The organism is Pseudomonas sp. A-B-19 (assembly GCF_019947515.1).
Taxonomy (GTDB): domain Bacteria; phylum Pseudomonadota; class Gammaproteobacteria; order Pseudomonadales; family Pseudomonadaceae; genus Aquipseudomonas.
On the sequence record NZ_JAGYGN010000031.1, the window covers coordinates 42,474 to 67,428 of the forward strand.

The 24,955-nt window shown below is 59.2% G+C and carries 21 protein-coding genes and 1 pseudogene; 12 read left to right on the forward strand and 10 right to left on the reverse strand.

Features of this window, described 5'->3' with window-relative positions:
* The first annotated feature begins 8 nt into the window (after positions 1–8).
* The 7 genes from KGA81_RS25610 (at position 9) to KGA81_RS25640 (ending at position 5,821) form a co-directional block, all read left to right on the forward strand.
* Complete coding sequence (locus KGA81_RS25610) at positions 9–677, forward strand: SGNH/GDSL hydrolase family protein (RefSeq protein WP_223549681.1); 669 nt, start codon at positions 9–11, stop codon at positions 675–677.
* Entirely contained in the window at positions 674–1,348 is a 675-nt protein-coding gene (locus KGA81_RS25615; protein ID WP_223549684.1) for an alginate O-acetyltransferase AlgF, read from the forward strand. Before KGA81_RS25610 ends, KGA81_RS25615 begins: the two co-directional genes overlap by 4 nt.
* A gap of 18 nt (positions 1,349–1,366) precedes the next feature.
* Complete coding sequence (locus KGA81_RS25620) at positions 1,367–2,776, forward strand: MBOAT family O-acyltransferase (protein WP_223549686.1); 1,410 nt, start codon at positions 1,367–1,369, stop codon at positions 2,774–2,776.
* Positions 2,776–3,930 carry an alginate O-acetyltransferase AlgX-related protein gene (locus KGA81_RS25625; RefSeq protein WP_223549688.1) on the forward strand — a complete coding sequence of 385 codons (1,155 nt, stop codon included), beginning with the start codon at positions 2,776–2,778 and terminating at the stop codon, positions 3,928–3,930. Before KGA81_RS25620 ends, KGA81_RS25625 begins: the two co-directional genes overlap by 1 nt.
* Positions 3,931–4,810: 880 nt before the next feature.
* Positions 4,811–5,020 carry a hypothetical protein gene (locus KGA81_RS25630; RefSeq protein WP_223549690.1) on the forward strand — a complete coding sequence of 70 codons (210 nt, stop codon included), beginning with the start codon at positions 4,811–4,813 and terminating at the stop codon, positions 5,018–5,020.
* Positions 5,007–5,162: a hypothetical protein gene (locus KGA81_RS25635; protein ID WP_223549692.1), complete on the forward strand. Its 156-nt coding sequence runs from the start codon at positions 5,007–5,009 to the stop codon at positions 5,160–5,162. The genes KGA81_RS25630 and KGA81_RS25635 overlap by 14 nt, the downstream gene beginning before the upstream one ends.
* 161 nt (positions 5,163–5,323) lie before the next feature.
* On the forward strand, positions 5,324–5,821 hold the full coding sequence (locus tag KGA81_RS25640; RefSeq protein ID WP_223549694.1) for a helix-turn-helix domain-containing protein: 498 nt from the start codon (positions 5,324–5,326) through the stop codon (positions 5,819–5,821).
* 220 nt (positions 5,822–6,041) lie between these two features.
* Here the strand turns inward: KGA81_RS25640 and KGA81_RS25645 are convergent, their stop codons facing one another.
* Positions 6,042–11,096 carry an AAA family ATPase gene (locus KGA81_RS25645; protein ID WP_223549720.1) on the reverse strand — a complete coding sequence of 1,685 codons (5,055 nt, stop codon included), beginning with the start codon at positions 11,094–11,096 and terminating at the stop codon, positions 6,042–6,044.
* Between the two features lie 353 nt (positions 11,097–11,449).
* On the opposite strand from KGA81_RS25645, the gene KGA81_RS25650 reads away from it, so the two are divergent.
* Positions 11,450–12,436, forward strand: coding sequence for a response regulator (locus KGA81_RS25650; RefSeq protein ID WP_223549696.1), 987 nt, complete (start codon positions 11,450–11,452; stop codon positions 12,434–12,436).
* A 35-nt stretch (positions 12,437–12,471) separates the two neighbouring features.
* Positions 12,472–12,837 (forward strand): response regulator transcription factor, encoded by a 366-nt coding sequence (locus tag KGA81_RS25655; RefSeq protein WP_223549722.1) that lies wholly within the window; start codon positions 12,472–12,474, stop codon positions 12,835–12,837.
* A gap of 139 nt (positions 12,838–12,976) precedes the next feature.
* Here the strand turns inward: KGA81_RS25655 and arsJ are convergent, their stop codons facing one another.
* The 5 genes and pseudogenes from arsJ to KGA81_RS25675 all read right to left on the reverse strand — a co-directional run bounded on the left by arsJ (position 12,977) and on the right by KGA81_RS25675 (position 17,956).
* Complete coding sequence (gene arsJ / locus KGA81_RS25660) at positions 12,977–14,197, reverse strand: organoarsenical effux MFS transporter ArsJ (RefSeq protein WP_223549698.1); 1,221 nt, start codon at positions 14,195–14,197, stop codon at positions 12,977–12,979.
* Positions 14,198–14,206: 9 nt separating this feature from the next.
* Entirely contained in the window at positions 14,207–15,211 is a 1,005-nt protein-coding gene (locus tag KGA81_RS25665; protein ID WP_223549700.1) for an ArsJ-associated glyceraldehyde-3-phosphate dehydrogenase, read from the reverse strand.
* Between the two features lie 167 nt (positions 15,212–15,378).
* Complete coding sequence (locus KGA81_RS25670) at positions 15,379–15,750, reverse strand: metalloregulator ArsR/SmtB family transcription factor (protein WP_223549702.1); 372 nt, start codon at positions 15,748–15,750, stop codon at positions 15,379–15,381.
* A gap of 8 nt (positions 15,751–15,758) precedes the next feature.
* Positions 15,759–15,833 (reverse strand): annotated as a pseudogene (locus tag KGA81_RS30315) (arsenate reductase ArsC); the annotation flags it as partial.
* A gap of 263 nt (positions 15,834–16,096) precedes the next feature.
* Positions 16,097–17,956 carry an ABC transporter ATP-binding protein gene (locus KGA81_RS25675; protein WP_223549704.1) on the reverse strand — a complete coding sequence of 620 codons (1,860 nt, stop codon included), beginning with the start codon at positions 17,954–17,956 and terminating at the stop codon, positions 16,097–16,099.
* Positions 17,957–18,284: 328 nt separating this feature from the next.
* Here KGA81_RS25675 and KGA81_RS25680 point away from each other — a divergent pair, with 328 nt between their 5' ends.
* Entirely contained in the window at positions 18,285–18,806 is a 522-nt protein-coding gene (locus tag KGA81_RS25680) for a GNAT family N-acetyltransferase (protein WP_223549706.1), read from the forward strand.
* Positions 18,807–19,017: 211 nt separating this feature from the next.
* Here KGA81_RS25680 and KGA81_RS25685 read toward each other — a convergent pair whose 3' ends face one another.
* Both KGA81_RS25685 and KGA81_RS25690 read right to left on the reverse strand, forming a co-directional pair.
* Positions 19,018–19,917 (reverse strand): DMT family transporter, encoded by a 900-nt coding sequence (locus KGA81_RS25685; protein ID WP_223549708.1) that lies wholly within the window; start codon positions 19,915–19,917, stop codon positions 19,018–19,020.
* A gap of 170 nt (positions 19,918–20,087) precedes the next feature.
* Positions 20,088–20,546 carry an Lrp/AsnC family transcriptional regulator gene (locus tag KGA81_RS25690; RefSeq protein ID WP_223549710.1) on the reverse strand — a complete coding sequence of 153 codons (459 nt, stop codon included), beginning with the start codon at positions 20,544–20,546 and terminating at the stop codon, positions 20,088–20,090.
* A gap of 267 nt (positions 20,547–20,813) precedes the next feature.
* Between KGA81_RS25690 and KGA81_RS25695 the strand changes: the two genes are divergently transcribed.
* Positions 20,814–22,202, forward strand: coding sequence for an amino acid permease (locus KGA81_RS25695; RefSeq protein ID WP_317850824.1), 1,389 nt, complete (start codon positions 20,814–20,816; stop codon positions 22,200–22,202).
* Between the two features lie 229 nt (positions 22,203–22,431).
* On the opposite strand, the gene KGA81_RS25700 is transcribed toward KGA81_RS25695, so the two are convergent.
* Complete coding sequence (locus KGA81_RS25700) at positions 22,432–23,508, reverse strand: SDR family oxidoreductase (protein ID WP_223549712.1); 1,077 nt, start codon at positions 23,506–23,508, stop codon at positions 22,432–22,434.
* A 74-nt stretch (positions 23,509–23,582) separates the two neighbouring features.
* On the opposite strand from KGA81_RS25700, the gene KGA81_RS25705 reads away from it, so the two are divergent.
* A complete protein-coding gene (locus KGA81_RS25705; protein ID WP_223549714.1) occupies positions 23,583–23,972 on the forward strand; it encodes a MerR family transcriptional regulator in 390 nt (129 codons plus the stop codon).
* On the opposite strand, the gene KGA81_RS25710 is transcribed toward KGA81_RS25705, so the two are convergent.
* The gene (locus tag KGA81_RS25710; RefSeq protein ID WP_223549726.1) at positions 23,945–24,232 is read right to left on the reverse strand and encodes a hypothetical protein; all 288 of its coding nucleotides are present in this window, start codon (positions 24,230–24,232) and stop codon (positions 23,945–23,947) included. The genes KGA81_RS25705 and KGA81_RS25710 overlap by 28 nt on opposite strands.
* Positions 24,233–24,955 lie beyond the last annotated feature (723 nt).

A 24,955-nucleotide genomic window follows, 5' to 3' on the forward strand; every position in this document is an offset into this window, starting at 1 on the left:
AGCTTTCGATGCCCACATCTGCCCTTGCCGGTCTGACTCTCCTTGTCCTTGGGGAGAGCCATATGAGCCTCGCGGACCATTTGCTGGAACCGCTGCACGACAACCTGACTCGCCAAGGCGCCCAGGTCCACTCCATCGGTGCCTGCGGCGCCAGCGCCGGAGACTGGCTGATCAGCAAGAAAGTCGACTGCGGCGCCGAGCGCAAAGGCAACGACAAGATCGTGATCAAGGGGCGCGAGGCAACCACCACACCGATCCAGGACCTGATCGCCGCCGACAAGCCCGACCTGGTGGTACTGGTCATCGGTGACACCATGGCGTCCTATGACAAACCGGTGTTTCCGAAAGCCTGGGCATGGCAAAGCGTCACTGGCCTGGCCAAGGCCATTGCCGCCACCGGAACCCGCTGCGCCTGGGTGGGCCCGGCCTGGGGCAAAGCCGGCGGCATGTACCAGAAGAATGATGCCCGCACCCAATTGATGTCGCAGTTTCTGGCCGCGAACGTGGCGCCTTGCACCTACATCGATTCGCTGACGTTCTCCAAACCCGGGCAGTGGATCACCACCGATGGGCAGCACTTCACCGTCGCCGGTTATCAATCCTGGGGCAATGCGATTGGTGGAGCGTTGGCCAAACTCCCCGCCGACACCGTCAGCAGCACGGGAGCCGGCAAATGACCCGATCCGCCTTTGGCTGGGCGCTGTTCGCGCCCTTGATGCTGAGCCTGCACGCCCAGGCCGCCGACATTGCCCTGTACCCGACGGGCCCGGATCAGGATTCGGCCTTCCTGCGCTTCATCAACGCCGCCGACCAACCGTTGCAGTTGCTGGCCGAAGGCTCGCGCGCAAGCCTCAAACTGGAAGGCTCGAAAGCCGTGTCCGACTACCTGCCCGTGCCCGCCAATCAGCCGATCAAGGGCACCCTGGAACGCAACGGCAAAAGCCAGCCACTGGACATCCAGGTGGCGGCAGGTGAGTTCGCCAGCGTGATCGCCTTGCCAGACAGCGCTCAAGGTATCCGCCAGGTCGTCATCCGTGAGCAACCCGACGACTTCAATAGCCTGAGAGCCTCGCTGGCGTTTGTCAGCGCCGATCCAGCGTGCACCCAGGCCGGTTTGCGCGCTGCGGGAAAAAACGCCGACCTGTTCAAGGAGGTGGCCGACGGCAGCGTGCAACGCCGAGCGATCAATCCGGTCAACCTGTCGGTGCAATTGGTCTGCGCCCAAACCAGCGTCGGTGCCCCGCTGGACCTTGGCCAGCTCAAGGCCGGCGAGCGCTATAGCGTTGTGCTGCTGCCTGGGGCAAATGGCCCTTACCTGTTGCTCGCGACTGACGTCCTGGCCCACTGATCGGATCGCACCACCGCCATGGTTTTTGCCTCTCTCGAGTTTCTGACGTTGTTCCTGCCGCTGTTCCTGGCGGCCTATGCCGTGTGCCCGGCCGCCTGGCGCAACGTCACGTTACTGATCGGCAGCTGGCTGTTCTATGGCTGGTTGAGCCCACGGTTCCTCGCGGTGCATGTGGTGCTGACGATCACGGCGTGGGTCGGCGGCTTGCTGATTGACGCCTTGCGCGAAGATGGCAAGGGCCGCGTGCGGCTGCTCGCGACGCTGATCGTGCTCAACACGGCGGTGCTGTGCTGGTACAAGTACGCCAACATCGTTGCCGGCACCTTGATCGATACCCTCACCGGGTACGGCGCCATGCCCCCGGACTGGCAGCGGGTCATCATGCCGGCGGGGCTGTCGTTTATCGTCTTGCAGGCGATTTCCTATCTGGTGGATGTGCATCGCCGTACCGTGCCGGTTGAACGCAGCTTCATTGACTACGCCACCTATATTTCAATGTTCGGCCATTCGGTCGCCGGCCCCATCATTCGCTATGACTGGGTTCGGCGTGAGCTGAATCAGCGTTACTTCAACCTGCAGAATTTCTCCCTGGGCGCACGCAGGTTCATGGTCGGGATGTGCATGAAGGTCCTGGTGGCCGACACCCTGTCGCCGGTAGTCGATGTGGCGTTCAGTGTGCCGAACCCCAGCTTCTGCGACGCCTGGATCGGCTGCCTTGCCTATTCCTTGCAACTGTTCTTCGACTTCGCCGGCTACAGTGCCATGGCCATCGGGCTGGGACTGATGCTGGGCTTTCACTTTCCCGAGAACTTCGATCGTCCGTATCTGGCCAACAGCATCCAGGACTTCTGGCGTCGTTGGCACCTGTCACTGTCCAGCTGGTTACGTGACTATCTGTATATTTCGCTGGGTGGCAATCGCAACGGCACCTGGAAAACCTACCGCAACCTGTTCCTGATCATGGCCATCGCCGGCCTCTGGCACGGTGGCGATAGCTGGAATTATCTGCTGTGGGGCAGCGCCCATGGCATTGCGTTATGTGTGAATCGTGCCTGGAACAGCTCTTCCCTGCCCCCGGTGCCGCCGGTGCTTTCCCATGGCCTGACTCTGCTGTTTGTATGCCTGGCCTGGACACTGTTCCGCGCCCCCGACTTTCATGGCGCGCTGAGCCTGTATGCCGGACAGTTCGGTCTGCAGGGCATCGCCCTCGGTGACGAACTGTCCACGACCCTGCGCCCGGTGCACGGCCTTGCGGGTTTGCTGGGAGTGTTCGGTGTCGTCGCACCGCTGCTGCGCCCTTACTGTGAGAAACGACTGGGCGGCCTTTCGCTATACACCGCCGCCCTTTGGCCCATCGCCGGTTTCATGCTGTCGTTCGCACTGATCGCCAGTCGCGAAACCGTACCCTTCCTGTATTTCCAATTCTGATGACGACCCCAAAGCACGCCCCGCCCCCCACTCAGCCAGAGGATCTGGCGACACGCAGCAGTCGGTTGGCCGGCGTGGCGCTGTTGATATTCCTGGTCGTCGGCCTGCTGTCCTCTGGCCGTCTGATCGTTTCAGGGCAGATCTCGCTGCTACCCGATAAAGTGCCGGCCACGCAGATTCTTGACGGCGATATCACCCATCGGATCGCCAAGGAACTGTCGAACGCTCAACTCCCCACGACCTTCGCCGAGCTGGAGCGCGGTGCCAGTTGGCTGCTCCTGCGCGACACGGGGCCGAGGGTTCGCCCGGGTTGTCCTGACTGGCTGTTTTTGGCCGATGAACTCAAGGTCAATCATCAGGCACAGCGCAATGCCGATGCCAAGGTCCAGGCAGTGATTGATCTGAAGCAGCAGCTCTCCCAGCGTGACATCGGCCTGCTGGTGGTCATCGTTCCAGACAAGAGCCGCATCGCCTCCGGACAGCTATGCGCACTGCACCGCCCGGCCGCTCTCGAAGGGCGCATTCGAGCCTGGACCTCGAAACTGGATGCGGGTGGCGTGTCGAATCTGGACCTCACCGGTGCGCTGACGCCACTGGGGGCCAGTGCCTGGTTGCGCACCGATACACACTGGAGTGAATCGGGAGCGAAGGTGGCAGCCGAGGCCATCGCACAGCGCCTGAAGACCCTGGGCATCAGCGCCACGCCACGCCGGTCGTTCAACGAAAGTCATGCCGCGCTCGCGGTGCGACCTGGCGACCTGGTCCATCTGGCGGGCATCGACTGGCTGCCGCTCAAATGGCAACCCACCCCCGAAATGCTCGCCGAGACCCGCACCCACGAACTTCCCGTTGCGTCAGCCGCCAGCCCTGACACCGAGGCAGATCTCTTTGGCGATGCCGACCTCCCCGATACAGTGCTCATCGGCACTTCATTCTCACGCAACTCCAACTTCGCAGGGTTTGTGCAGCAGGCACTGGGCGCCCCCGTAGGTAACTTCGCCAAAGACGGCGGAGCGTTCTCCGGTGCTGCAAACAGCTACCTCAACAACCCGGCCTCCAAAGAAACCCCGCCAAAGCAAATCATCTGGGAGATCCCGGAACGAGACCTGCAGTCGGCTTACCTCGAGCCCATTGCCTATCGCTCGTTGCGGTAGGCCAATCGCAGCCGGTCAAACCGCCGTCGGGTACGAGAAGTCCCTACCCAAAATGGTCGATAAAAAAGGTTCTTCACGGAATTCCGGGGAACACATATAACGAAATATCTGTAGGGACTGCCGAAGGTTCGGGCCGCGTTCGGACGATCTTTTGATCTTGCTTTTGCGATCTGGAGATTGCTGAAGATCAAGATCAAAAGATCGCAGCCTTCGGCAGCTCCTACAGGGGAATGCGTGCACCACCAAACAACGAGGTCGAGCGTTAGCTCGCCTCGCCTCGCGGTGCTGTTGCGGTGCACGCCCCCTCGTGAGGCCGCGCACGGCCATGGATGGCCGATGGCGGCGGGCCCTGTAGGAGCGAGCTTGCTCGCGAAAAACCTGAGAGCACCGCGGGGTGTCAGGCTCCCCGCGTCATCGTTGACCTCCATCGCGAGCAAGCTCGCTCCTACAGGCTTTTCCAAGTGACCCGCCGTCAGGGCGGAACCCTAAGTGGCCGTTACCGCAGCAATGAATATGTACACCAGGAAGAAAATGCTCGGCCGTCAGTTGCCATCGCTGGCAAGTCGGATCGCCGCACCGCAGCTTCTACAGGTATCGGTGCTCCCCGGGATTGCGTGAAGAACCATAAAAAGGGGCCGGGGGCTATCTCCATAAATGGGGCATTTCACCCACCCGAACGGGCGTTTGCCACCTGATTTGAGGAATATTCCCCCCTCCCCCTTTTCTCTCGCTTCAAACACTCAGAGCCTGTTCATTCATTTGAACTTTTCCTTCGCCCTATTGAAATGGCTCATTAGTTGCAGGCCCCCTGGTACCCGCAACAGCTGTCGTCCCGGACATCATGGAGACGGCGGGCCCGGCATGATGCGAGGGGTGAAAAATGAATCGTGCGACACCACCATGCAACTCTATCGCCTTGCTGCTCAGGTCAAACCCGCCCTGTGCGATGCACCTTACCCTGACCACCGCCAACACCGTTCCGCTGGATGATGTCGGCGCGCAGTTCATCCTGCCGGTGATCCTGATGTACTCCTTCCGGAGCGATTACGCATTGCGTGCAAAAGGGAGAATGGGTGATGGCTTCCTCTGATAAATCAATTGCACGAGTCACCAAAAGGCCGATGACCGTTTACAAGCAGGTCGCTCAGTTGAGCCTGATGTTTATCGCATTGCTGATTATGCTGGCGTTGTCCGCTGTACTGGCGATGGAGTTGACCTTTGGAACGCTCTGACGGGTCCGGTAAAAAACAAATCATCCTTCGCTTCCAACCTGGCTGACCGGCATGAAAGGACACACCGCAACGGACACTGGATTTCAGAACTCTTAAGGTTTGCTTAAGGACTTTAAATGTCCCCGGCGGACAGACTTTCCTGAACGATCAGGAGAGCCGCCATGAACCCGCAATCGGTGATTTCAAACCATCCATACACCCTTGTACGGCCGCTGGGTGCCCTGTCCGGCTGGCAGGAGCGCCGCGCCAAGGAGCTGATGCTGCGGGACATGGGCAGCTGTGTTCGCATCAGCGAGATTGCCGAACACTGCAACCTGTCCCGTAGCCATTTTTCCCGGGCGTTCAAAAAGGTTACCGGCCACTCGCCGCAAAGCTGGCTGGTGATGATGAAAATCGAAAAAGCCAAAAGCCTGCTGATCACCTCGATGCCGATCACCGATGTCGTCTATGAATGCGGTTTCTCAGACCACTCGCATTTCACCCGCACCTTCAGCCGCCTGGAAGGGATGACACCCAAGGCATGGCGCCGGGCCTTCGATCCTGTAGCGAGCCAGCCTGGCCAGCCGCCAGTGATGGATCGGGACATGCCCCAATGGAGAATTCGCGATAGCCTGGTCGACGGCGTGGGTCAGGCGCGCGCACAGGAGCAGCACGCGTGAACCGATCGAACCCGATAACACGAACGCCTCCCCTTTGGCCGCTCATGCGGCCTAAAAAGCGTGGGCACGCTCCTTTGTAGGAGCTGGCTTGTCGGGTCGCCGCATCGCAGCGATGGTCGATAACGATAACGCGTGTGAACTGGATAAACGCGGCGTACTTGAGTCCATCGCCAGCAAGCTGGCTCCTACAGTTTCCCGGAATTCCGTGAAGAACCTTTTTTTATCCAGCGCTGGCCGGTGCCAGTGGCAGGTTGAAGCAAATCCGGGCACCCTGCTCGCTATCCTCGACCACCAGCGTCCCGCCATGCGCGCCGATCACCGACCTGCAGATGGCCAGGCCCATTCCCATGCCGCTGCCTTTGGTGGTGTAGAACGCATCGAAGATCTGCTCGCGCTGGTGCGCGTCAATTCCGGGCCCGTTGTCCTGGAAGCAGACCTGGACATGAGCGTCCTTCACCGCGGAGCCGATGATGATGCGTCCATTGGGCAACCCTGCTCCGGCGATGGCCTCCAGCGCATTGGTGATCAGGTTGAACACCACCTGCTGGATCTGTACCGCGTCGACCGACACCGGGCATCGCGCATCAAGCCGGGTTTCCAGGCTCACGTTGCGGTTCGCCAGGTCGGTGGCGGTCAGGCGCACGACCTCACCGATCATCTGATCGATGTGCACCGGCAACCGTTGCGATGGCACCTGTTTGGCGAGTACGCGAAGCGCCTGGACAATGTCCGCGGCACGGGCGCTGTCTGAGCGAATGTCTTCCAGTCCCTGAATCGCTTCTTCCAGATCGGGTTGATCACGCTTGAGCCAGCGCAGGCTGGCCGAGGCATTGGACACGATGCCCAGTAACGGTTGGCTGATTTCATGGGCAATCGAAGCAGAAAGCTCGCCCATGACCTTGAGGTGCGAGCTACGCGCCAGTTCCGCCCGGGAACTGCGCAAGTCCGCTTCCATCTGCGCGCGTAGCTGGTTGTCCTCGACCAACTGTTCATACAGCTTGGCGGTTTGCAGTGACACTGCAGCCTGAGAGGCGAGAATTTCCAGCATGGTCAGGCGCTCGGCGCTGAACAGTTTGGGGACCAGGCTGTTTTCCAGATACACCAGACCAATCAACGTGCCTTGTTTGAGCAACGGCAGGCACAACACCGACCGTGCCTGACGCTGATGCAGATCGACGCTGTAGGCCTCGGGACACTCGGTGCGGGCATCGTCGAGCACCAGGGTCGTGCGCGTGCGCATCGTAGCGTTGAGCACCGAGGCCGGCGCCCTCTGTTCGAGCGGTTGCCCGGCGTCCAGCGCGACCCGTACATTGCCGGCTTCGACCGAAGCCGTCGCCGCCAGTTGCAGTTCGGCGCCGCTGACGATCATCAGCACGCCATTGTCGGCACCGGCCTGAATCATCAAGTGATTCATCAAGGTTTCGACCAGTCGGTCGAGCAGAACTTCCTGCGACAGTGCACGCGCCGCTTCGATCCCCACTTCAAGATCGAGGCGGACCTGGGTCACAGGCCGGACCGGCTCGAACGACGGCTGCGCACTCATAAACGGGTGCAAGGTTTCCAATTGACGTGCCTTGCCCTCGGCGCCCCACAGGTTGTAACAGTCGCGTGCGACACGCAGGTGGTGACTGGCACCCGACACCAGCCCGTTGGGTAGGCAGATATCGGCCAGCTGTTCATGGGCCAGCGCCTGTTCGTGGATGAAACCGGCCGCCGCAGCAGCGATCTGCGACTGATCGAAACAGCGGATGGCTACCAGCTCCTGACCGCGCAAACGGGCGATGACGCCCTCGATCAGCAGCAACTTGTTGCGGAAAGTTGTCGGATTGAGTTCGACCCACGGCAGGAACCGCAGGCGTTGCCGCTCGAGTTTTTCCAGTTTTTCCGCCACCTCGCCCGGCGCTTGCGCACTGCCCAACGCCAGGCTGTAGAACAGGTAGTAATCGGCGAGATTGATATGCGCCGGAATGGACCAGGCCAGCGCGGCGGCGTCTTCAAAACGTCGCAATGCGTAAGGGATATCGCCGAAATAAAACGCCGACATACCGCAATACAGCCACGACCAGAACAGCGTCGGCTGCGACACACGGGTACGGTCGATGGGGCCGAAACGGTCGTATTCGATACCATCCGGTTCGGCCAACGGTCGATGCAGGCGCCCGTCGCGCAGATCGGTGGCGAATGCCTGTTGCGCCAGCAGGATGCGCTCGATATCGATGTAATGAAATTGCCGCACCCAGGCCAACCCATGCTCCAGTTCGTTCAACACCCCTTGCAAGGGTTCGCCCATGAACAGCAGGTCGGAACCGATGTGGTTGCAGGCGTAACAGGACATGCCCAGGTCGCCGCCGGCCTGGCCGCACTCGAATGCGGCGAACGCCTTCTGTCGAGCGTACGCCATCGGGCGGGTCCACGGGCTGACCTGATCGAGCGCCACCAGTGTGCCTGTGCGCCCTGCTTCGTAGCCGTGCTTGTCGGTGAGTTCAAGCGCCACCTCAGCGAAGGCCTGCCCGTCTACATATTCGCCATAGCGTTCGGCAATCATCACGCCAAACCAGGCAAAACCGTAACCGCTACTTGGCGTGGTGCCATGCAGCAGTGTGAGTTCGACCATTTTCGCCAAATGCAGAAAACGAATGTCGTCGTCGACGAAGAACGAAGAAATCAACGTACTGAGTAACTCCATGGCCGCTTCGACAGGCGGGTCATCGGCCTTGGGCAAATGCACCAGATCGGCGATGCGGCGTGTGCCGACAAGCTCGCGAACCTGGGTAAATGCCAGGGTCAAATCGTTCTGTGAAGGCCTGCGCTGAAGGGGAATATCCAGCAGGGCCAGACCGTTCAACGCCTCGGCGATCGCCCCCTCGTAATCGGAGTGCAGCGTGCGCAAGGTGGCCCGTAACCGATAGGTCTTCGCGCGGTCGAGCACGGTGGTGGCGTGGGTCAGGCAATCGTCGAGGCGGCGCCGGGCGCTGTCCAGATCGGCCATGAGCATGTCGCACTCGGCAGCCAGCCATTGGGTGGCAAACGCCTGGCTGTAGAGGCTCGACCAACCTGTCTGGCCGAGCAGACTCTCGGCCGTGCGAAGATAGCCCACAGCCTGCTCGACAGCGGCGGTGTCCCGGGCGCGTTCGGCGGCTTCGACCAACAACTCGACGAACGCGGCGCGGCGATGCGCCTGCTGTTCATCGGCGTCAATGCGCTGGACCTGACTGGCGATTTCGAACACATGCTCATGGATCTGCTCGCCCCAATGATCAAGCATGGCGCCAGCGATACGCGCATGCTCGGTGGCGCGTCTCCTTGGCGCCGCAAGCTGACAGGCCGCCTCAAGCACACGGTCATGGAGAAACACCAGTTGCTCGTGCTCACGCAGCAGAAAACCGGCATCGACCAGGCTTTGCACATCATGGGTGATCTGTTGCGGCTCACACGGCAACAGCCGGTGCAGCAGTGATTCATCACAGCGCCCGCCGACATAGCCGGCCGTGCGCAGCACTTCGCGCTCCATCGGTGACAGGCGCTCGAGTCGCAGTACCATCAAGTCCGCGACGTTGTCGGCGTAGCGATAACCGTCCACCTCCTGTTGACTCCAGACCCAGCGGCGACCCTGCACGTCGAAGCGCACCAGACGTTCATCGATCAATGCGCGCAACACCTGGTTGACGAACAGAGGGTTGCCGGCCGTCTTGTAATGCACGATTTGCGCGAGCGCCTCAATCTCCCTGGGGTCGGTGTCCAGCTCAGCGGCGATCAGCTCCACGACCGCAGGCACCGACAATGGCCCCAGCATGACGCTTGCACAGGGCAACGACTGCTCGCGGCCCAACGCCTCCAGCACTCCCCCCTCGCGCTCGAGGGCCTGCGACTCGGCCTCGCGATACGCCAGGATCAGCACCAGATGCCGGGGCCGCCGGGCGACGAAGGCCTGCAAAAACGACAGCGTCGAATCGTCCGCCCATTGCACGTCATCCACAAACAGCACCAGGGGGCGTCCCGGCTGAGCGAAAACTTCCAGTACATCGAGCAGGGTCCGGTTGGCGCGATCGAGCGCATGTCGGGCCGGCATGTTCGGCAGCTCCGGTGTGACCCCGATGACCAGCTCGGCCTCCGGCGCCAGCTCCACCAGAAGCCTGCCCCGCCCCTTGAGCCGTTCGACCAGTTGCTTGCCCACTGCCTGCAATTCCAGAGCCGGCTTGCCCAGTAACTGGGTCATCAGTGACTTGAAGATTTCCGCCAGGGGTGCGAATGGAATTTCCTGCTGCAACAGATTGCTCTTGCCACTGGCCCAGTAGCCGGGCGCCAGGGGCCGGACACCCTGATGGATCAGCGTCGACTTGCCGGCGCCCGGCGCGCCACCGACCAGCAGAACCCGGGCAATGCCATCGCTGCCCACCCGCTGCATCAGCTCGACCAACTGCGTACATTCGGCCTCTCGACCAAACAGCACATCGCTGCGGGCCAAGGAAGGCAACGCATCGAAAGCGCCCAGGCGGAACGCGTCGATACGCTCATGTTCCAGCCACTGCTGTTGGCACCAGGCCAGATCCGCGGCCATTGATTCGGCACTCTGGTAGCGGACACCCGGTTCTTTCGCCAGGCCTTTGAGCAACACTCGGCAGATGCCTTCCGGCAGATCGGCGATATGAATCGCCGGTGATTGCGGCTGGACAGCGGCGTGCACGTGCAGCCATTGGGACGGGTCGCGGGCAGTGAGCGGCAGTCGGCCGGTCAGTGCCTGATAAAGAATCGCGGACAGCGCGTAGACATCGCTGCGCGCATCAAAACTGGCGGCATCGCGTCGTACCTGCTCGGGGGCCAGATAAGGCCATTGTTCCAGGCCGGGCAGTTCAACGGCGGGCGCTTCCCCGGCATGGCGGTGAAAATTCAGCAGTCTGACCGAGTCGGCCGCATCCACCACCAAGTGGTGAGGTAGCAGACTGGCATGTCGCACACCCACCTTCTGGGCGCTCGCCAGCGCGTTGGCCGCGGCCACGGCGATGGCCAGCAAGCGCGCCAGTGGCAGCCCCGTGTCACTGATCAAATCAGTCAGCGGCACCCCGGACGCGGGATAGATCAACAAAGGCCCCTCGGCCGAGCGGATGAACGCGACAGGGGCAATCGCCCAGGCCGGATCCAGGCGCAGGTGAAAATCGCGCTCCAGCCGCTGGCATAGGGCAGGCCGTTGAATCGGCGCCCGGGCTGCAAGCCAGCGTGTGCCCGATGCCCGATCCTGAAGCGTGAACCAGGTCAGGTCGTTTTCCCGGCGCAGTATTGTGAAGGTGCAACGCTCCAGCCAGGCTTCATCGTGTACGACGTCAAGACTGTGGGAACCGGATGCTGAGGGAGGGTTGCTGGGCATGAACAATCACCGCTGAAGATTCGTTTCGGGCTGAGCCCGGGAGTATACGCAAGGCTCTGGCCCGGGGGGTTGCGCTCAAGCAATCCTGTCCGTCATTGGCACCAGAATGGCAGTTGAGCCCCCCCCGCGGCCTGTGGTTTTTGCGCTCTGAAATCGCCGCGTGTTATCCCTCGGGATAATTGCATTATGCGAGGCCGTCCCCTAGCGTGTAGCCCTGAGAAACGACGTTCCGGCGTCACTCCCGTCAACGCAGTGCAGAGGAACGTATGATCCGACTCGGCCAAGCCACTATTTCCCTGGAACGGCGCGAAGCCTTTCTTGATGGACAGCCGCTGCGTGTCGGGGGCCGGGCGTTCGAAATCCTCTCGGTGCTGATGCAGGCCGATGGCCGCATCGTCAGCAAAGATGAATTGATCACACAGGTCTGGCCTGACACCGTCGTCGAGGAAAACAATCTGCAGGTGCAGATTTCCTCGCTGCGCAAGTTGCTCGGAGAAAAAGAGCTCATCCAGACGATCCCGCGCCGAGGTTACCGATTATTGAAAGAACGTGAACCGCCCCTGCCCCTGTTCCACCCTGCGGCCCCCTTGGCGTCCGAGGATCAGCAGCGGATCGATCCTGACAGCGTGCCGGTGTTCATCGTGGACGATGACGCCAGCGTGCGCACAGCGCTCAGCCGACTGCTGCGGGCCGAAGGCATCGTGCACCGGATATTCGCCTCGGCCGAAGAATTGCTCAGTGCCGACCTCGACATCGGCCCCGCTTGCCTGTTGCTGGACGTCAGCCTGCCCGAGGCGACAGGCCTGGAGCTGCAATCCACACTCGGGCGGCGCGGACTGCCGTGGCCGGTTATTTTCATGACCGGTTTCGGCACCATCCCGATGTCGGTGCAGGCCATGAAAGCGGGAGCGGTCGAGTTCCTGACCAAGCCTTTCAATGACGACCAGTTGCTGGACATCCTGCGCACCACCCGTCAGCGCGCAGCGACGGCGTTCGAGCAATGGCAACGCGCCCAGAGTGCCCGTCAAAGGGCTGCCCTGTTGACCCCCCGTGAACACGAAGTGCTGCCGCTGATCGTCGCGGGTCTGTCCAACAAGCACATTGCCAACCGGTTGGGCACCAGTGAAGTCACCGCCAAGGTCCACCGCAAACACATCATGGAGAAGATGCAGACGCGCTCGCTGGTCAGTCTGGTCAGCCTGTATGGCTTGCTCAGCGCCGAGCCGGCGTTTGGCACGCAGGGTTCTTCATGACGATCGACACCGCCTGCGGATCATCCGGCAGCGTCATGATCATCGTCTGCATCGTGGACGACGATGCGTCGGTGCGCAAAAGCCTGGCCAACCTGCTTCGGTCAGCCGGATACCGCGCCCGGGTATTCGCCTCGGGCGAGGAATTCCTGGCCCTGGAAAACTTCAATGACATCGCCTGCCTGTTGCTGGATCTGAAAATGCACGGCCTGTCCGGGATAGACGTCATGCACGCCCTGACGCTCAAGGACAGACAATTCCCGGTGATCTGCATGTCGGCACATTGGGATGAAGCGACACTGGCCGAGTCCAGTCGCTATAAACCCATCGAATGCCTGCGTAAGCCCTTCAGCAGCGATGCCTTGCTGAGTGCTATCGAGTTTGCACTTCAACGTGAGTGTTGAAGGTTTTCCCGATAGCCGATATGGCATCTGACCAAGACCGACGCAGTCATCATGTCCCAGGCTGGCACCTGTGGCGGCGGGCGATTTTCTCGACAGACTGCTATCGGTCGGTTCTGTTGAAAGAATCGGCCAGGAGCGGTCATTCACCAAGCGCGTGACGAGGCAATGCAGCCGAAATCAAAGCTGCAAGCAGCACGAATCCACTCGATATCCATAAGCACGCCTCCAGCCCATACACCTGATAGACCCAACCGGAAAGCACCGTGCCGATCAGCCGCCCCATGGCGTTGGACATGTAATAAAAACCCACATCCAGCGACACGCCGTCTTCCTTGGCGTAGGACACGATCAGGTAGCTGTGCAGCGACGAGTTCACCGCAAACAGCGCGCCAAAGACCATTAATCCGCCGAGCAGCACCACCTGTTGTGACAACCCGGTGGTCAGCCCCAGAGCGATTGCCGCAGGCAGGCCCGCCAGTGCAAGTGCCCACAGCAACGCCGCACGACCATCCGGTACGCGCCCACGCTTCTTGCCGGTGATGTTGGGCGCGAAGGACTGCACGATGCCGTAACCAATCACCCAGGCCGCCAGGAAGCCGCCAACCGTCCAGAAATCCCAGCCGAACACGCTGCTCAAGTACACCGGCAAGGCCACCACGAACCAGACATCGCGGGCACCGAACAGGAACATCCGCGCCGCTGAGAGGATATTGACCGCCCGGCTCTTGGACAGGATGTCGCGAAACTTTGGCTTGGCTTTGGCCTTGCCCAGATCTTTCTTCAACAGGATCAAGCTGCCGATCCAGATCATCGCCAGTACGCTGGCCATGGCCAGTAAGGCGCCTTTGAAGCCGATCAAGGCCAGCAAGGCTCCGCCCAGAAAGAAGCCGACACCCTTGAGTGCATTCTTCGAGCCGGTGAGGATCGCCACCCACTGGTAGAGCTTGCCCTGCTGGCCATCAGGGACCAGGAGCTTGATAGCGCTTTTGGCGCTCATCTTGTTCAGGTCTTTGGCGATCCCGGACAACGCCTGAGCGCCCATCACCCATGGGATGGTCAACCAGGCCGAGGGCACCGTCAGCATCAACAGCGCCGCGACCTGCATACCCAGCCCGATGTTCATGGTGCGGTTCAGACCCAGCCGGGCGCCGAGGTAGCCACCCAGCAGGTTGGTGATCACGCCAAAAAGCTCGTAGAACAGAAACAATGCCGCGATTTGCAGTGGGCTATAGCCCAACGCGTGAAAGTGCAGCACCACCAACATGCGCAAAGCGCCGTCAGTGAGGGTGAAGGCCCAATAGTTGCCCGTCACGAGCAGGTACTGCCGCACTTGCGGAGCGAGGGCTGACAACGCGTTCATGACCGCTCCTTAAACTGCCAGACCGACCATTTTGGCCAGTTCGACGGTGCGGTTGGCATAGCCCCACTCGTTGTCGTACCAGGCATAGAGTTTGACCTGGGTACCATTGATGACCATGGTCGACAGCGCATCGATGATCGATGAGCGCGGGTCGGTGCGGTAGTCAATGGACACCAGCGGACGCTCTTCGAAACCAAGGATGTCTTTTAGCTCGTTCTCGGAAGCGTCCTTGAGGAACTGATTGACCTCTTCGACGGTAGTGGCCCGCTCGACCTCGAAGACACAATCGGTCAGCGAAGCATTGGCCAGCGGCACCCGTACCGCGTGACCATTCAGGCGCCCGCGCAGCTCCGGGAAGATTTCGGCGATGGCCGTGGCCGAGCCAGTACTGGTCGGAATCAGGCTCATCCCGGAGGCACGTGCACGGCGCAAATCCTTGTGCGGCTGATCGAGAATGCTTTGGGTGTTGGTCAGGTCGTGGATGGTGGTGATCGAGCCGTGACGAATACCCAGCTTTTCGTGGATCACCTTGACGACAGGGGCCAGGCAGTTGGTGGTGCAGGAGGCGGCGGTGACGATGCGGTGCTGCGCAGGGTCGAACAGGTGCTGGTTAACGCCCATCACCACGTTCAAGGCGCCTTGCTCCTTGACCGGCGCACAGACCACCACACGTTTCACGCCTTGGTCCAGGTATGCATTCAACACCGCCACGCTTTTCATCTGGCCGCTGGCTTCGATCACCAGATCGCAGCCCGACCAATCGGTGTCGGCAATCGCCTTGTTGGCCGTTATCTTGATGCGCTTGCCGTCAATCACTACATGATCGCCTTCGGCGCTGGCTGCAGAGTGCCAACGGCCATGCACCGAGTCGAAGTTGATCAGGTGCGCATGAGTCGTCGCGTCGCCCGCTGGATCGTTGATCTGCACGAATTCGAACTCTGGCCAGCTCCAGGCCGCTCGCAGAGCGAGGCGACCGATCCGGCCAAAACCATTGATGCCAACTTTGATAGTCATGTTGTTGTGCTCTGTGTCTGTAGTCAGTGGGCGTTCGACTGGCTGTCGAACTGGCCGATGTATTCGATAGGGGAAGGATGCTGAATGGCCCGCGGACGCAACGTCTCATTTGGCAGCGGCAAACCTGACAGGATTCTCATCGAGCGGTCTCGTCGTCGAAGGCGCCATCAGGCGCTTTGGCTTTCACAGCACACGGCTGCTCGCTCAGGACGGTCACCCATCTCATCGAGGCGTTTGACGTCAGGGCTCAACCAATGTTTGTTGCTTTCGAGCACAGTGGTCAGCACTTGATGGACCCAATCGGGGAGATTCGGGTGCAGTCGGTAATACACCCATTGGCCTTGCCGACGGTCCGACAGCAAACCGCTACTGCGCAGCTGCGCCAGGTGTCTGGAGATTTTTGGCTGACTCTCGTTCAATGCGCAAGTCAGCTCGCAAACACATAATTCGCCTTCACGGGTGATGAGCATCATCGTGCGCACCCGCGTGTCGTCAGCCAGGCATTTGAAAACAGTGGTCGGTGTCAGATGGTCAACCATATCGTTTCTCAGTGTTTGTTTTTGACCAGGACGAACATCTTGATGCGCTCATGGATTTCGTGAAGGGTGTGAGGCAAGGCATCGGACACCAATGTGTGAGAGCGCCTCAAAGGTGCGCGGGTCTACCTGAGTCGCAGCTCATATACGGTTTTTCGAATATATGAATTACCATATGCTATGTAAAGAGACAACTGCAAACCAATACATCAAAGCGATTGGACTGCGCAGCCAACCTACAATCAATGGCGTGCATATGTGCAGATCCATACACACATCAACCTGTCGAATCAACGCCACAACAGAGACCTGTAGAGCCTGATCAATGCCTGCTGCGCCCCCTTGACGCTCACGCCTGATCCATAGCCTCGACCACACCCTTATCCTCACCCAGGAACCCTCCGCTTTGATGCTGCCACAGCCGCGCATAGACGCCGTTCTTTCCAAGCAATTCGGTGTGAGTGCCCTGTTCGATGATGCGACCGTCATCCATGACGATGAGTCGGTCCATGGCCGCAATCGTCGACAGCCGATGGGCGATGGCGATCACGGTCTTGCCCTGCATCATTTCATCGAGGCTTTCCTGAATGGCCACTTCGACTTCCGAGTCCAGCGCGCTGGTGGCCTCGTCAAGAAGCAGGATCGGGGCGTTCTTGAGCATCACCCGGGCAATCGCGACGCGCTGGCGCTGGCCGCCCGACAGCTTGATGCCCCGTTCACCCACAAGAGTGTCGTAGCCGGTATGGCCTTGCCGGTCGCTCAGTTGACTGATGAACTCATCGGCCTGGGCATTGGCCGCGGCGCTGCGGATTTGCGCGTCGGTCGCATCGGGACGACCGTAGGCGATGTTGTCGCGAATGGAACGGTGCAGCAGGGAGGTATCCTGCGTGACCATGCCGATGGAGCCGCGCAGGCTGTCTTGCGTCACTCGTGCGATGTTTTGGCCGTCGATACGAATCTCCCCGCTGTCGACGTCATAGAAGCGCAGCAGTAAGTTGATCAGCGTGGATTTGCCGGCGCCAGAGCGGCCAACCAGGCCGATTTTTTCGCCCGGGCGGATGCTCAGGCTCAAACCATCGAGCACCTGGCGTTCGCCATTGTAGTTGAAGCTCACCTTATCGAAGGTCACCGCGCCGCCGCGGGTCACCAGCGCGCCGGCACCCGGCGCGTCTTGCACCCTGGTGCCCAGGGTCAGCGTCGCCATGCCATCCTGTACGGTGCCGATGCTCTCGAACAGCGAGGTCATTTGCCACATGATCCAGTTCGACATGCCATTGATACGCAACGCCATGGCGGTGATTGCCGCCACGGCACCTGCGCCGACCTCGCCCTGGTGCCAGAGCCACAGGGCATAACCACCTGCTGCCATGATCAACGCCACCACCAATGCCTGGTTGACGATCTCGAACTGGCTTACCAGACGCATCTGGCGAAAGCCGGTTTGCTTGAAATCCTCCATCGCCGCTCGCGCGAAGTGCGCTTCACGATTGGAGTGGGAGAACAGCTTCACCGTTGTGATGTTGGTGTAGGCGTCTGAGATACGCCCGGTCATCATCGACCGCGCATTGGCCTGCTCCTGCCCGACTTTCCCCAGACGGGGCACGAAGTACCACATGGCCAGACCGAACAGAACGGCCCAGGCAATGAAAGGCAGCATCAGTTTCAGAGCGAAGCCGCCGGCCAGTGCAATGATCGCAATGAAATACACCCCGATCCCGGGTGCGATCTCGATAAGGGTGAATAACACGTCGCGCACCGCTAGCGCAGTCTGCATCACCTTGGTAGTGACCCGGCCGGAAAACTCATCGGAAAAAAACGAAAGGCTCTGCCGCAACATCAGGCGATGGAAGTCCCAGCGCAGCCGCAACGGCAAGTTAATCGCCAATATCTGGTGCTGCACCATGGTGCGCAACGCCACCAGCCCGACACTGGCCACCATTACGATACCCATGCCCCACAACACTCGACGTTCTTGCGCAGCCGCCTCACCGCCTGCCTGCCAGGTCGAGAGCAAATCCACGACCTGCCCGAGGAAGGAAAACAGCCAGGCTTCGTATATCGACACACCGGCACCGAGCAGCGCAAGTGCAAGAACGTAACCGCGAGCGCCCCGCGTGCAGGCCCACAGAAAGCGAGCCAGGCCGTCGGGTGGCGGTGGTACCTCGTCAGGAGGAAAGGGGTCGAGCCTTCGTTCAAACACACGAAGCATGGTGTTCTCCAAAACAATCAAGTTGAGGAGATTCTGCCATTGAACGGTCGCTTTGAGGGTTTTGCGAAGTTGAGGTATGGCGCAGTTGGCAGGTTGCTCCAAGGCTTGGCTTGCCGGGTGCGGGGCACTCATACATTGTCAGAGACTCGGTCGGCAAGGCTACGACGGCCGCTGAACGATTCAGCCAATCGCCTACGATGGGTCTGGCGCTTACGCTCTGTCTTGATGACGATAGGGCCCGAGCGCAGGCCGGCACTTAGCAACCATGACAAATTTCGTCGCAGGAAGCGCCCATCAAACTCTTCATGCAAATCAACCGGGGAGGAATATGATCAACATTCGTGAAGCAACCAAAGCCGACCTCAATGTTCTACGTGAAGTCGGATGCGAGACCTATCGAGAGCATTTTTCGGCCATCTGGTCTCTCGCCGGTATGCAGGGTTTCCTCAATCAAGACTTCTCACCCTGCACACTCGGAAAATCACTCGAATCATCCGCTAGCCATTTGTGGCTTATAGCCTCGGACGAAAGCGGTAGGGTCGTAGGTTTTTCCAAAGTCAACTGGTCAACGCCTGCGCCTCTAACTGGCACAGTGGGCGCGGAGCTTCAAAAGATTTACTTCCTCAAATCCGTAGCAGGACGAGGGTATGGGAAACAGCTTCTGCATTTCATTTGCAACCGGGCGATAGAGCGCGGAGAACGCTTGCTCTGGCTAGACGTACTCAAGACCAATTCAAACGCCCGGCGCTTCTATGAGGGTTTCGGTTTCCAAGAGGTCGGTGAAATTCCTTTCAAAACTGACCTGGCTGAAATCGGGATGGTTGTAATGGCATGTGAGCTTTCCCGATAAGCGCGTTCGATTCTCTCCCTGTCAGGTGGGTTGTACCAGATACCAGATCATCCATTACCAGCACGGTCATTCCCGTGCATGGTCACACCGTTCGACAGTGCCCTCATCCTTGGATAGCACGAGGGAAATCGAGCCCTGTCATTAAAGTGGGGCGGCAAGTTAGTGACGGGGGCATTGAGGTCAATATGCCAGCGATGGCCCCGTCAATCGCTCACTCAGCCGTCGGGGCCGGGGCTTTACCGCCCAGGCGGATCAGCTCATTGGAGAAACACAGCCCGACGATGATCAGTGCCGCTCCCGCAAACAGGCTTTCGCGCGGTACTTCATTGAGCACCACAAACGCCAGCAGTGCGGCGAACAGCGGCTCGGTCAGTTCCAGCGCCTGCACTTGGGATGGCTTGAGATATTCGATGGCCTTGGTGGTGCAAAAGAAGCCGAGGATGGTCGGCAGCGCGGCCAGCGCCAGCAGTGCGGCGATCGCCACTGGCGACAGCTCGCCGATCACGAAACCATCGGCCGCAGCCGGCATCAGCAGGTACAGACTGCCAAAAAACAGCAATTGCCGGGTGAGGTGCAGCCCCCCGGACACGCCCATCTGCTTCATGGCAACCGAAAAGGCCCCATAACCGCAGCCGGCCATGGAGGCAAGCGCAGCGCCTTGCAGGGTAAAGCCCTGTTGCAGGTCGGCGCCAAAGATCACCGCGATTCCGGCGATGGCCAGTGCGGCGCCCACGGTCGCGTTCGCGGTGATCGCATCCTTGAGGACAATGCGCCCCAGGATGATCGAGGAAATCGAGGCACTGGCCATCAGCACCACCACTACACCTGCCGCAGCGTAATGCCGATAGGCGGACGTTTCGAAGTGAAACAGCACGAAGATGCCAAGGAAGGCGCAGATTGCCGCCTGAGTCCATTTGGCCGTAGACGCCGGGCGCTTGAGGAAAAGCAACAGGATCGAAAGTAGCAGACAACCCAGCAGGGTCTTGATGAGGGCCACACTGCTGGCAGTGAAGCCATTACTCATGAGTACTTTGCTAAGCACACCGATCGTCGCGTTAAGTGCCGCGGCGCAGAGTGCAAACATGACGCCTTTGCTGAAACTCGATTGCATTGATGACGGTCCCTGTCGTTGCTTTGTCGTTAGATAGAATGCCGGCCCTGCAAGCGTAAACCTGCTGGGCTTCCCGGTCAGGCTGGCCATCTCATTAAGTCCCGCTCAGGATTTCTTGGCGGGGTTTTTTATAATGCTTGACTCGTCCTGAAAGGGGCAAGTCCCGGCACTTACAGTGGCAAGGTATTGCAGTGCTTGATCTCCTTGAGCGAAAACCCGGTGTACATTTCCTTGATATTGCCCAGCGTACGTATGCGGTGCATGGCGAGTTCATGGAATGCCTCCATGTCTTTGACGACTACCTGCAAGAGGTAGTCGTATTTCCCCGACACTTTGTGACAGGCAATAATGTTGGGAAGCGCCAGAACGCCCGCTTCGAAATGCTCCATGGCTTCCTCGCAGTGACTATCGAGGGTGACGCTGATGAAAGCAAAAAGTCCCAGCCCCATGCTCTTTGGGTTCAAGTGCGCGTGATACCCGACAATCACCTCCTCTTCCAGGCGCTTGAGGCGCTTCCAGCAGGCTGGCGCTGACAGGCAGACACGAGCGGCGATCTCGGCGTTCGTCAGGCGACCATTCATTTGCAGAATTTCCAGAATTGAACGATCAACCTTATCCATTTCCGCCATGTGTTCTCTCCTTTTAACAATCAGTACGCGGCAAGGCGATTGGCCCTATCCCGCAGGTCCTTGATCAAGCATCCATTTCCAGAACCGACAGATATTAGAAAGGAAATTACATAAAGAACACATTTTGGATAATTAACGTCTGAAAATAATTAAATACAGATCCGTTTCGAAAGCTAATTTTCGAGGCACTGAAATACAATTTCTTGTCGTTTCCGACACCCAAGCCACTGGCTCTGACAATAAAAACAAGTAACAACGGAGGCAATATTGAGCATTTTCAGAACAAAAGACCTGGACGCAATGATTGCTGCTGCCCGAGCTCCCTCCGGGTTGAAAAAAGTGCTGGGGCCGATGGATCTGGTCCTGATTGGTATCGGTGCAATCGTGGGGACGGGCATCTTTGTATTGACCGGAACCGGCGCATTGACTGCGGGACCGGCCCTCATGGTTTCATTCCTGTTGGCGGCACTGGCCTGTGCATTTGCAGCGCTCTGTTATGCCGAGTTCGCCTCATCTGTACCGGTAGCCGGCTCGATTTACACCTACAGCTACGCGACGCTGGGAGAGTTGGTGGCCTGGATGATCGGCTGGGATCTGATGCTCGAATACGGACTGGCCAGTTCGGCGGTGTCTGTTGGGTGGTCGGGTTACTTTCAGTCTCTGCTGAGCGGATTTGGGCTGAATCTTCCGGTTGTGCTTACGGCGGCTCCAGGCTCTTTGCCCGGTGTGGAAACCTGGTTCAACCTGCCCGCGCTGGTGATTATGCTGGCAGTTACCTGGATGCTTTCCATAGGCATCAAGGAATCCGCGCGCGTAAACAACGTGATGGTGATGATCAAGATCGCCGTGGTGCTGCTCTTCATTGCCGTTGGAGTGCGACATGTTCAGCCGGCTAACTGGCAACCTTTCGCGCCCTTCGGTGGCCAAGGCATTTTGAGTGCTTCGGCCCTGGTTTTTTTTGCTTTTATTGGTTTCGATGCAGTTTCCTCTGCCGCCGAAGAAGTGAAAAACCCGGCGCGTGACCTCCCCATCGGCATTATCGGTTCCTTGGCCGTTTGTGCGGTGTTGTACGTTGTCGTGTCAATGATCATGACCGGCATCGTGCCCTATGCCCAATTCCTTGGCGTTGATCACCCGGTCTCATTGGCGTTGCAACATGCCGGTGAAAGCTGGGTCGCCGGGTTCGTTGATTTAGGCGCAATCATTGGCATGACGACTGTCATTCTGGTGATGGCGTACGGTCAAACCAGGATCATCTACGCGATGTCGCGCGACGGACTGCTCCCCCAGCGCCTTTCCAGGGTTCATCCACGATTCGGCACACCATTTTTCGCCACCTGGATGGTCGGAATAGTCTTCGGGCTGATCTCGGCACTGATTCCGCTGAACATCCTCGCCGAGCTGATCAATATCGGTACGTTGGCCGCATTCAGCCTGATCTCGGTGGCAGTAATCGTATTGCGCAAGACCCGACCCGATCTGCCTCGCGCATTCAGATGCCCGGGCGTGCCCGCTGTTCCGTTGCTCGCCATCGTGTTCTGCGTAACCTTGATGACCTTCCTCAAGCAGACGACCTGGCTGGTATTCGGGGCGTGGTTGGCAATTGGCCTGGTGATCTACTTCGCCTATGCGAGGCGCCGCTCGTTGTTGCATTAATCCGGCATTTCGTCAGGTCTCTCTGTAGTGTCAATCAACCTCCAATAGTTTTCAGGTGCGTAACTGCATTCCAGTTGCGTACCTGATTGCATTCGCCTGTCAATCCTCACCTCATTGATCCTGCTCTTTATCCATGCGTCCGGCAAAGTCATCTATCGAAGCCTTTTTGAACCCGAAGGCCAACTATTTCAGCAGAGCTGGCCATTTTCCAGGTACCAGCTCCCGGGCCTTAGGTTCGGCCCTTGGCTATGCAATATGAGTTGACGAACGTTGCAGTGTGCTGCAGAGACTGGCGTATATCCGGTTTGGCTATTCCATGTCTGTTGGCAAATTGCTCGACCGCCGCTGTATCAAAACGTGTGGTCTGGATAAAGTCCAAGGCTTCGGGTTTTGTATTCAAAAACCACGCGACGGGAGGAATGCTCAGTAGCAACTTCAGCAATCGCAGCGGAATGTAATGCTTGGGAGACTTTACGCCAACGGGTTTTGCCACCTGTACCAGGAGCTCTCGCAAGTTGGGAGTCTGGTCATCAAGCGCCAGCAGTTCCTGACCCGCCATGGCAGGATCAAAAGCACAAACCGCCACCAGTTCAACCAGGTAATCCACGGTGACCAGTGGCAGCCAGTGCTCGGCGGTACCGGGTACTGCAGTCAGCTTTCCCTGGACAAGGTTGCGTATCAGCTCCACCAGCGGCTGACCGTCAAGGATATGCCCCGTGCGGCTGTGGCCACAGACCGTCGCAGGGTGGACAACGGTAATCTCCCCGCCCTTGGCGGCCATGACCTCCAAGGTCGCAAAATGCGCCTCCAGCTTGCTCCCCTCGTAACCACCGACATGCCGGTAGACAGCAGGCCAATTCGTCAGCTCCGGATGACGAGGGTCAATTCCGATGCGTTGCAGATGTTCATGATTTTTCAGCATGTAGCCGCCGATCATCACTAACCGGCTTTTTTGCTCAGCCGCCAACAGCGCCACGCGCTTTGCCCCTTCCACATTCACCGCACGAGAATGCGCCACTGAAAGCCCCCATGCGAAGTGGGCGCCCAGGTGGAATATGACTCTGGCGTGCCTTAGCACTTCTCGGTCAGCAAGACTCAGCCCGAGGTTGTCCCGTTCCAGATCGCCAGCTACGGCAAATACCCGGGTCGAGTTCCCTCCCAGATTGTCGACTTGCTCGCGCAGTGCAGCCAGTCGCTCCGGGCGACGCATCAACACCCGAATGGTGTGACCTTTTGCACTCAGGTACGCTACCAAATGTTGACCGATGAAGCCGGTACCCCCCGTGACAAAGCACTCCACGCTCATTTCCCTGCTCCTTGGTTAAGGTAAGAAATCAAGCGTAAACTATCGACCCAACTCTACAGTCAAGCGGTGTTTTCATGAAAATCGGCGAACTCGAGGCCCGCAGCGGTGCCAGCCGCCATACTCTGCGTTACTACGAACAAATCGGCCTGATCTCACCGCTGCGGGGAACTAACAACTATCGCGTTTACAAAGCGCAAACCCTGCAGGATCTGGACTTTATCCAGCGCGCGCAAAGCATGGGGTTTTCCCTGGGGGAAATAGGCGAGATTCTGGATGCGCAGCGGAACAAGCTGATCGATTGTGCCGACGGCGCTAAGCTGATTGAAAAGAAGATGGCGGAAATCAAACAGAAAATCGCCAACCTCCAAGGCATTTATCGGTATCTGGATGAAGAGCGTGCAAACCTCGAAGCCAGTGCTGCCAGGCAACTTGAGCTTCAGCAGCTGAACAACTCTTCCAACTGAACTGTCAGCATCCGGGAAACGGAAGCTGCAGCCAGCATCGGTTGCAGCGCCTCAAGTTCGGCTTCGATAGCCGCATGTCTCAGCCCGCCACCCTGCGGGTACGTGACCGAGGACGCCATCCCGGCCATGGCTGACGAGTGTTCACCTGCATACCGGCAGCCATGAAATCCGGGATCATCGTCGGCGCGGGCCTGAGCGCCGTGATCGCGGTGTTTCAGGTGGGTGGCAAGTTTGACGCCACCCCAGGGACAGGCGGACATCCCGGGTGTCAATCGACTCGGTCCTTACTTTTAAAGCGTCGGCACGCTCTCTTGTAGGAGCTGGCTTGTCGGGTCGCCGCATCGCAGCGAAGGTCGTTAACGATAACGAGTTCATTCCGGATGAGCTCGGTGCCCTTGAGACCATCGCGAGCAAGCTGGCTCCTACAATTGATCTGATTTGCCGCGCGTTTTGTGGTCGACACATAACCCCTGTGGCAGCGAGCTCGCGATGGACGTTAACGATCACGCGTTCATTCCGGATGAGCCCGGTGCCCTTGAGACCATCGCGAGCAAGCTCCTACAATTGATCTGATTTGCCGCGGATTTTGTGATCGACACATAACCCCTGTGGGAGCGAGCTTGCTCGCGATGGACGTTAACGATAACGCGTTCATTCTGGATGAGCTCGGCGTCCTTGAGACCATCGCGAGCAAGCTCCTACAATTGATCTGATTTGCCGCGGTTTTTGTGATCGACACATAACCCCTGTGGCAGCGAGCTCGCAATGGACGTTAACGATAATGCGTTCATTCTGGATGAGCCCGGTGCCCTTGAGACCATCGCGAGCAAGCTCCTCCAATTGATCCGATTTGCCGCGGATTTTGTGATCGACACATAACCCCTGTGGCAGCGAGCTCGCGATGGACGTTAACGATAACGCGTTCATTCTGGATGAGCCCGGTGCCCTTGAGACCATCGCGAGCAAGCTCGCTCCTACAATTG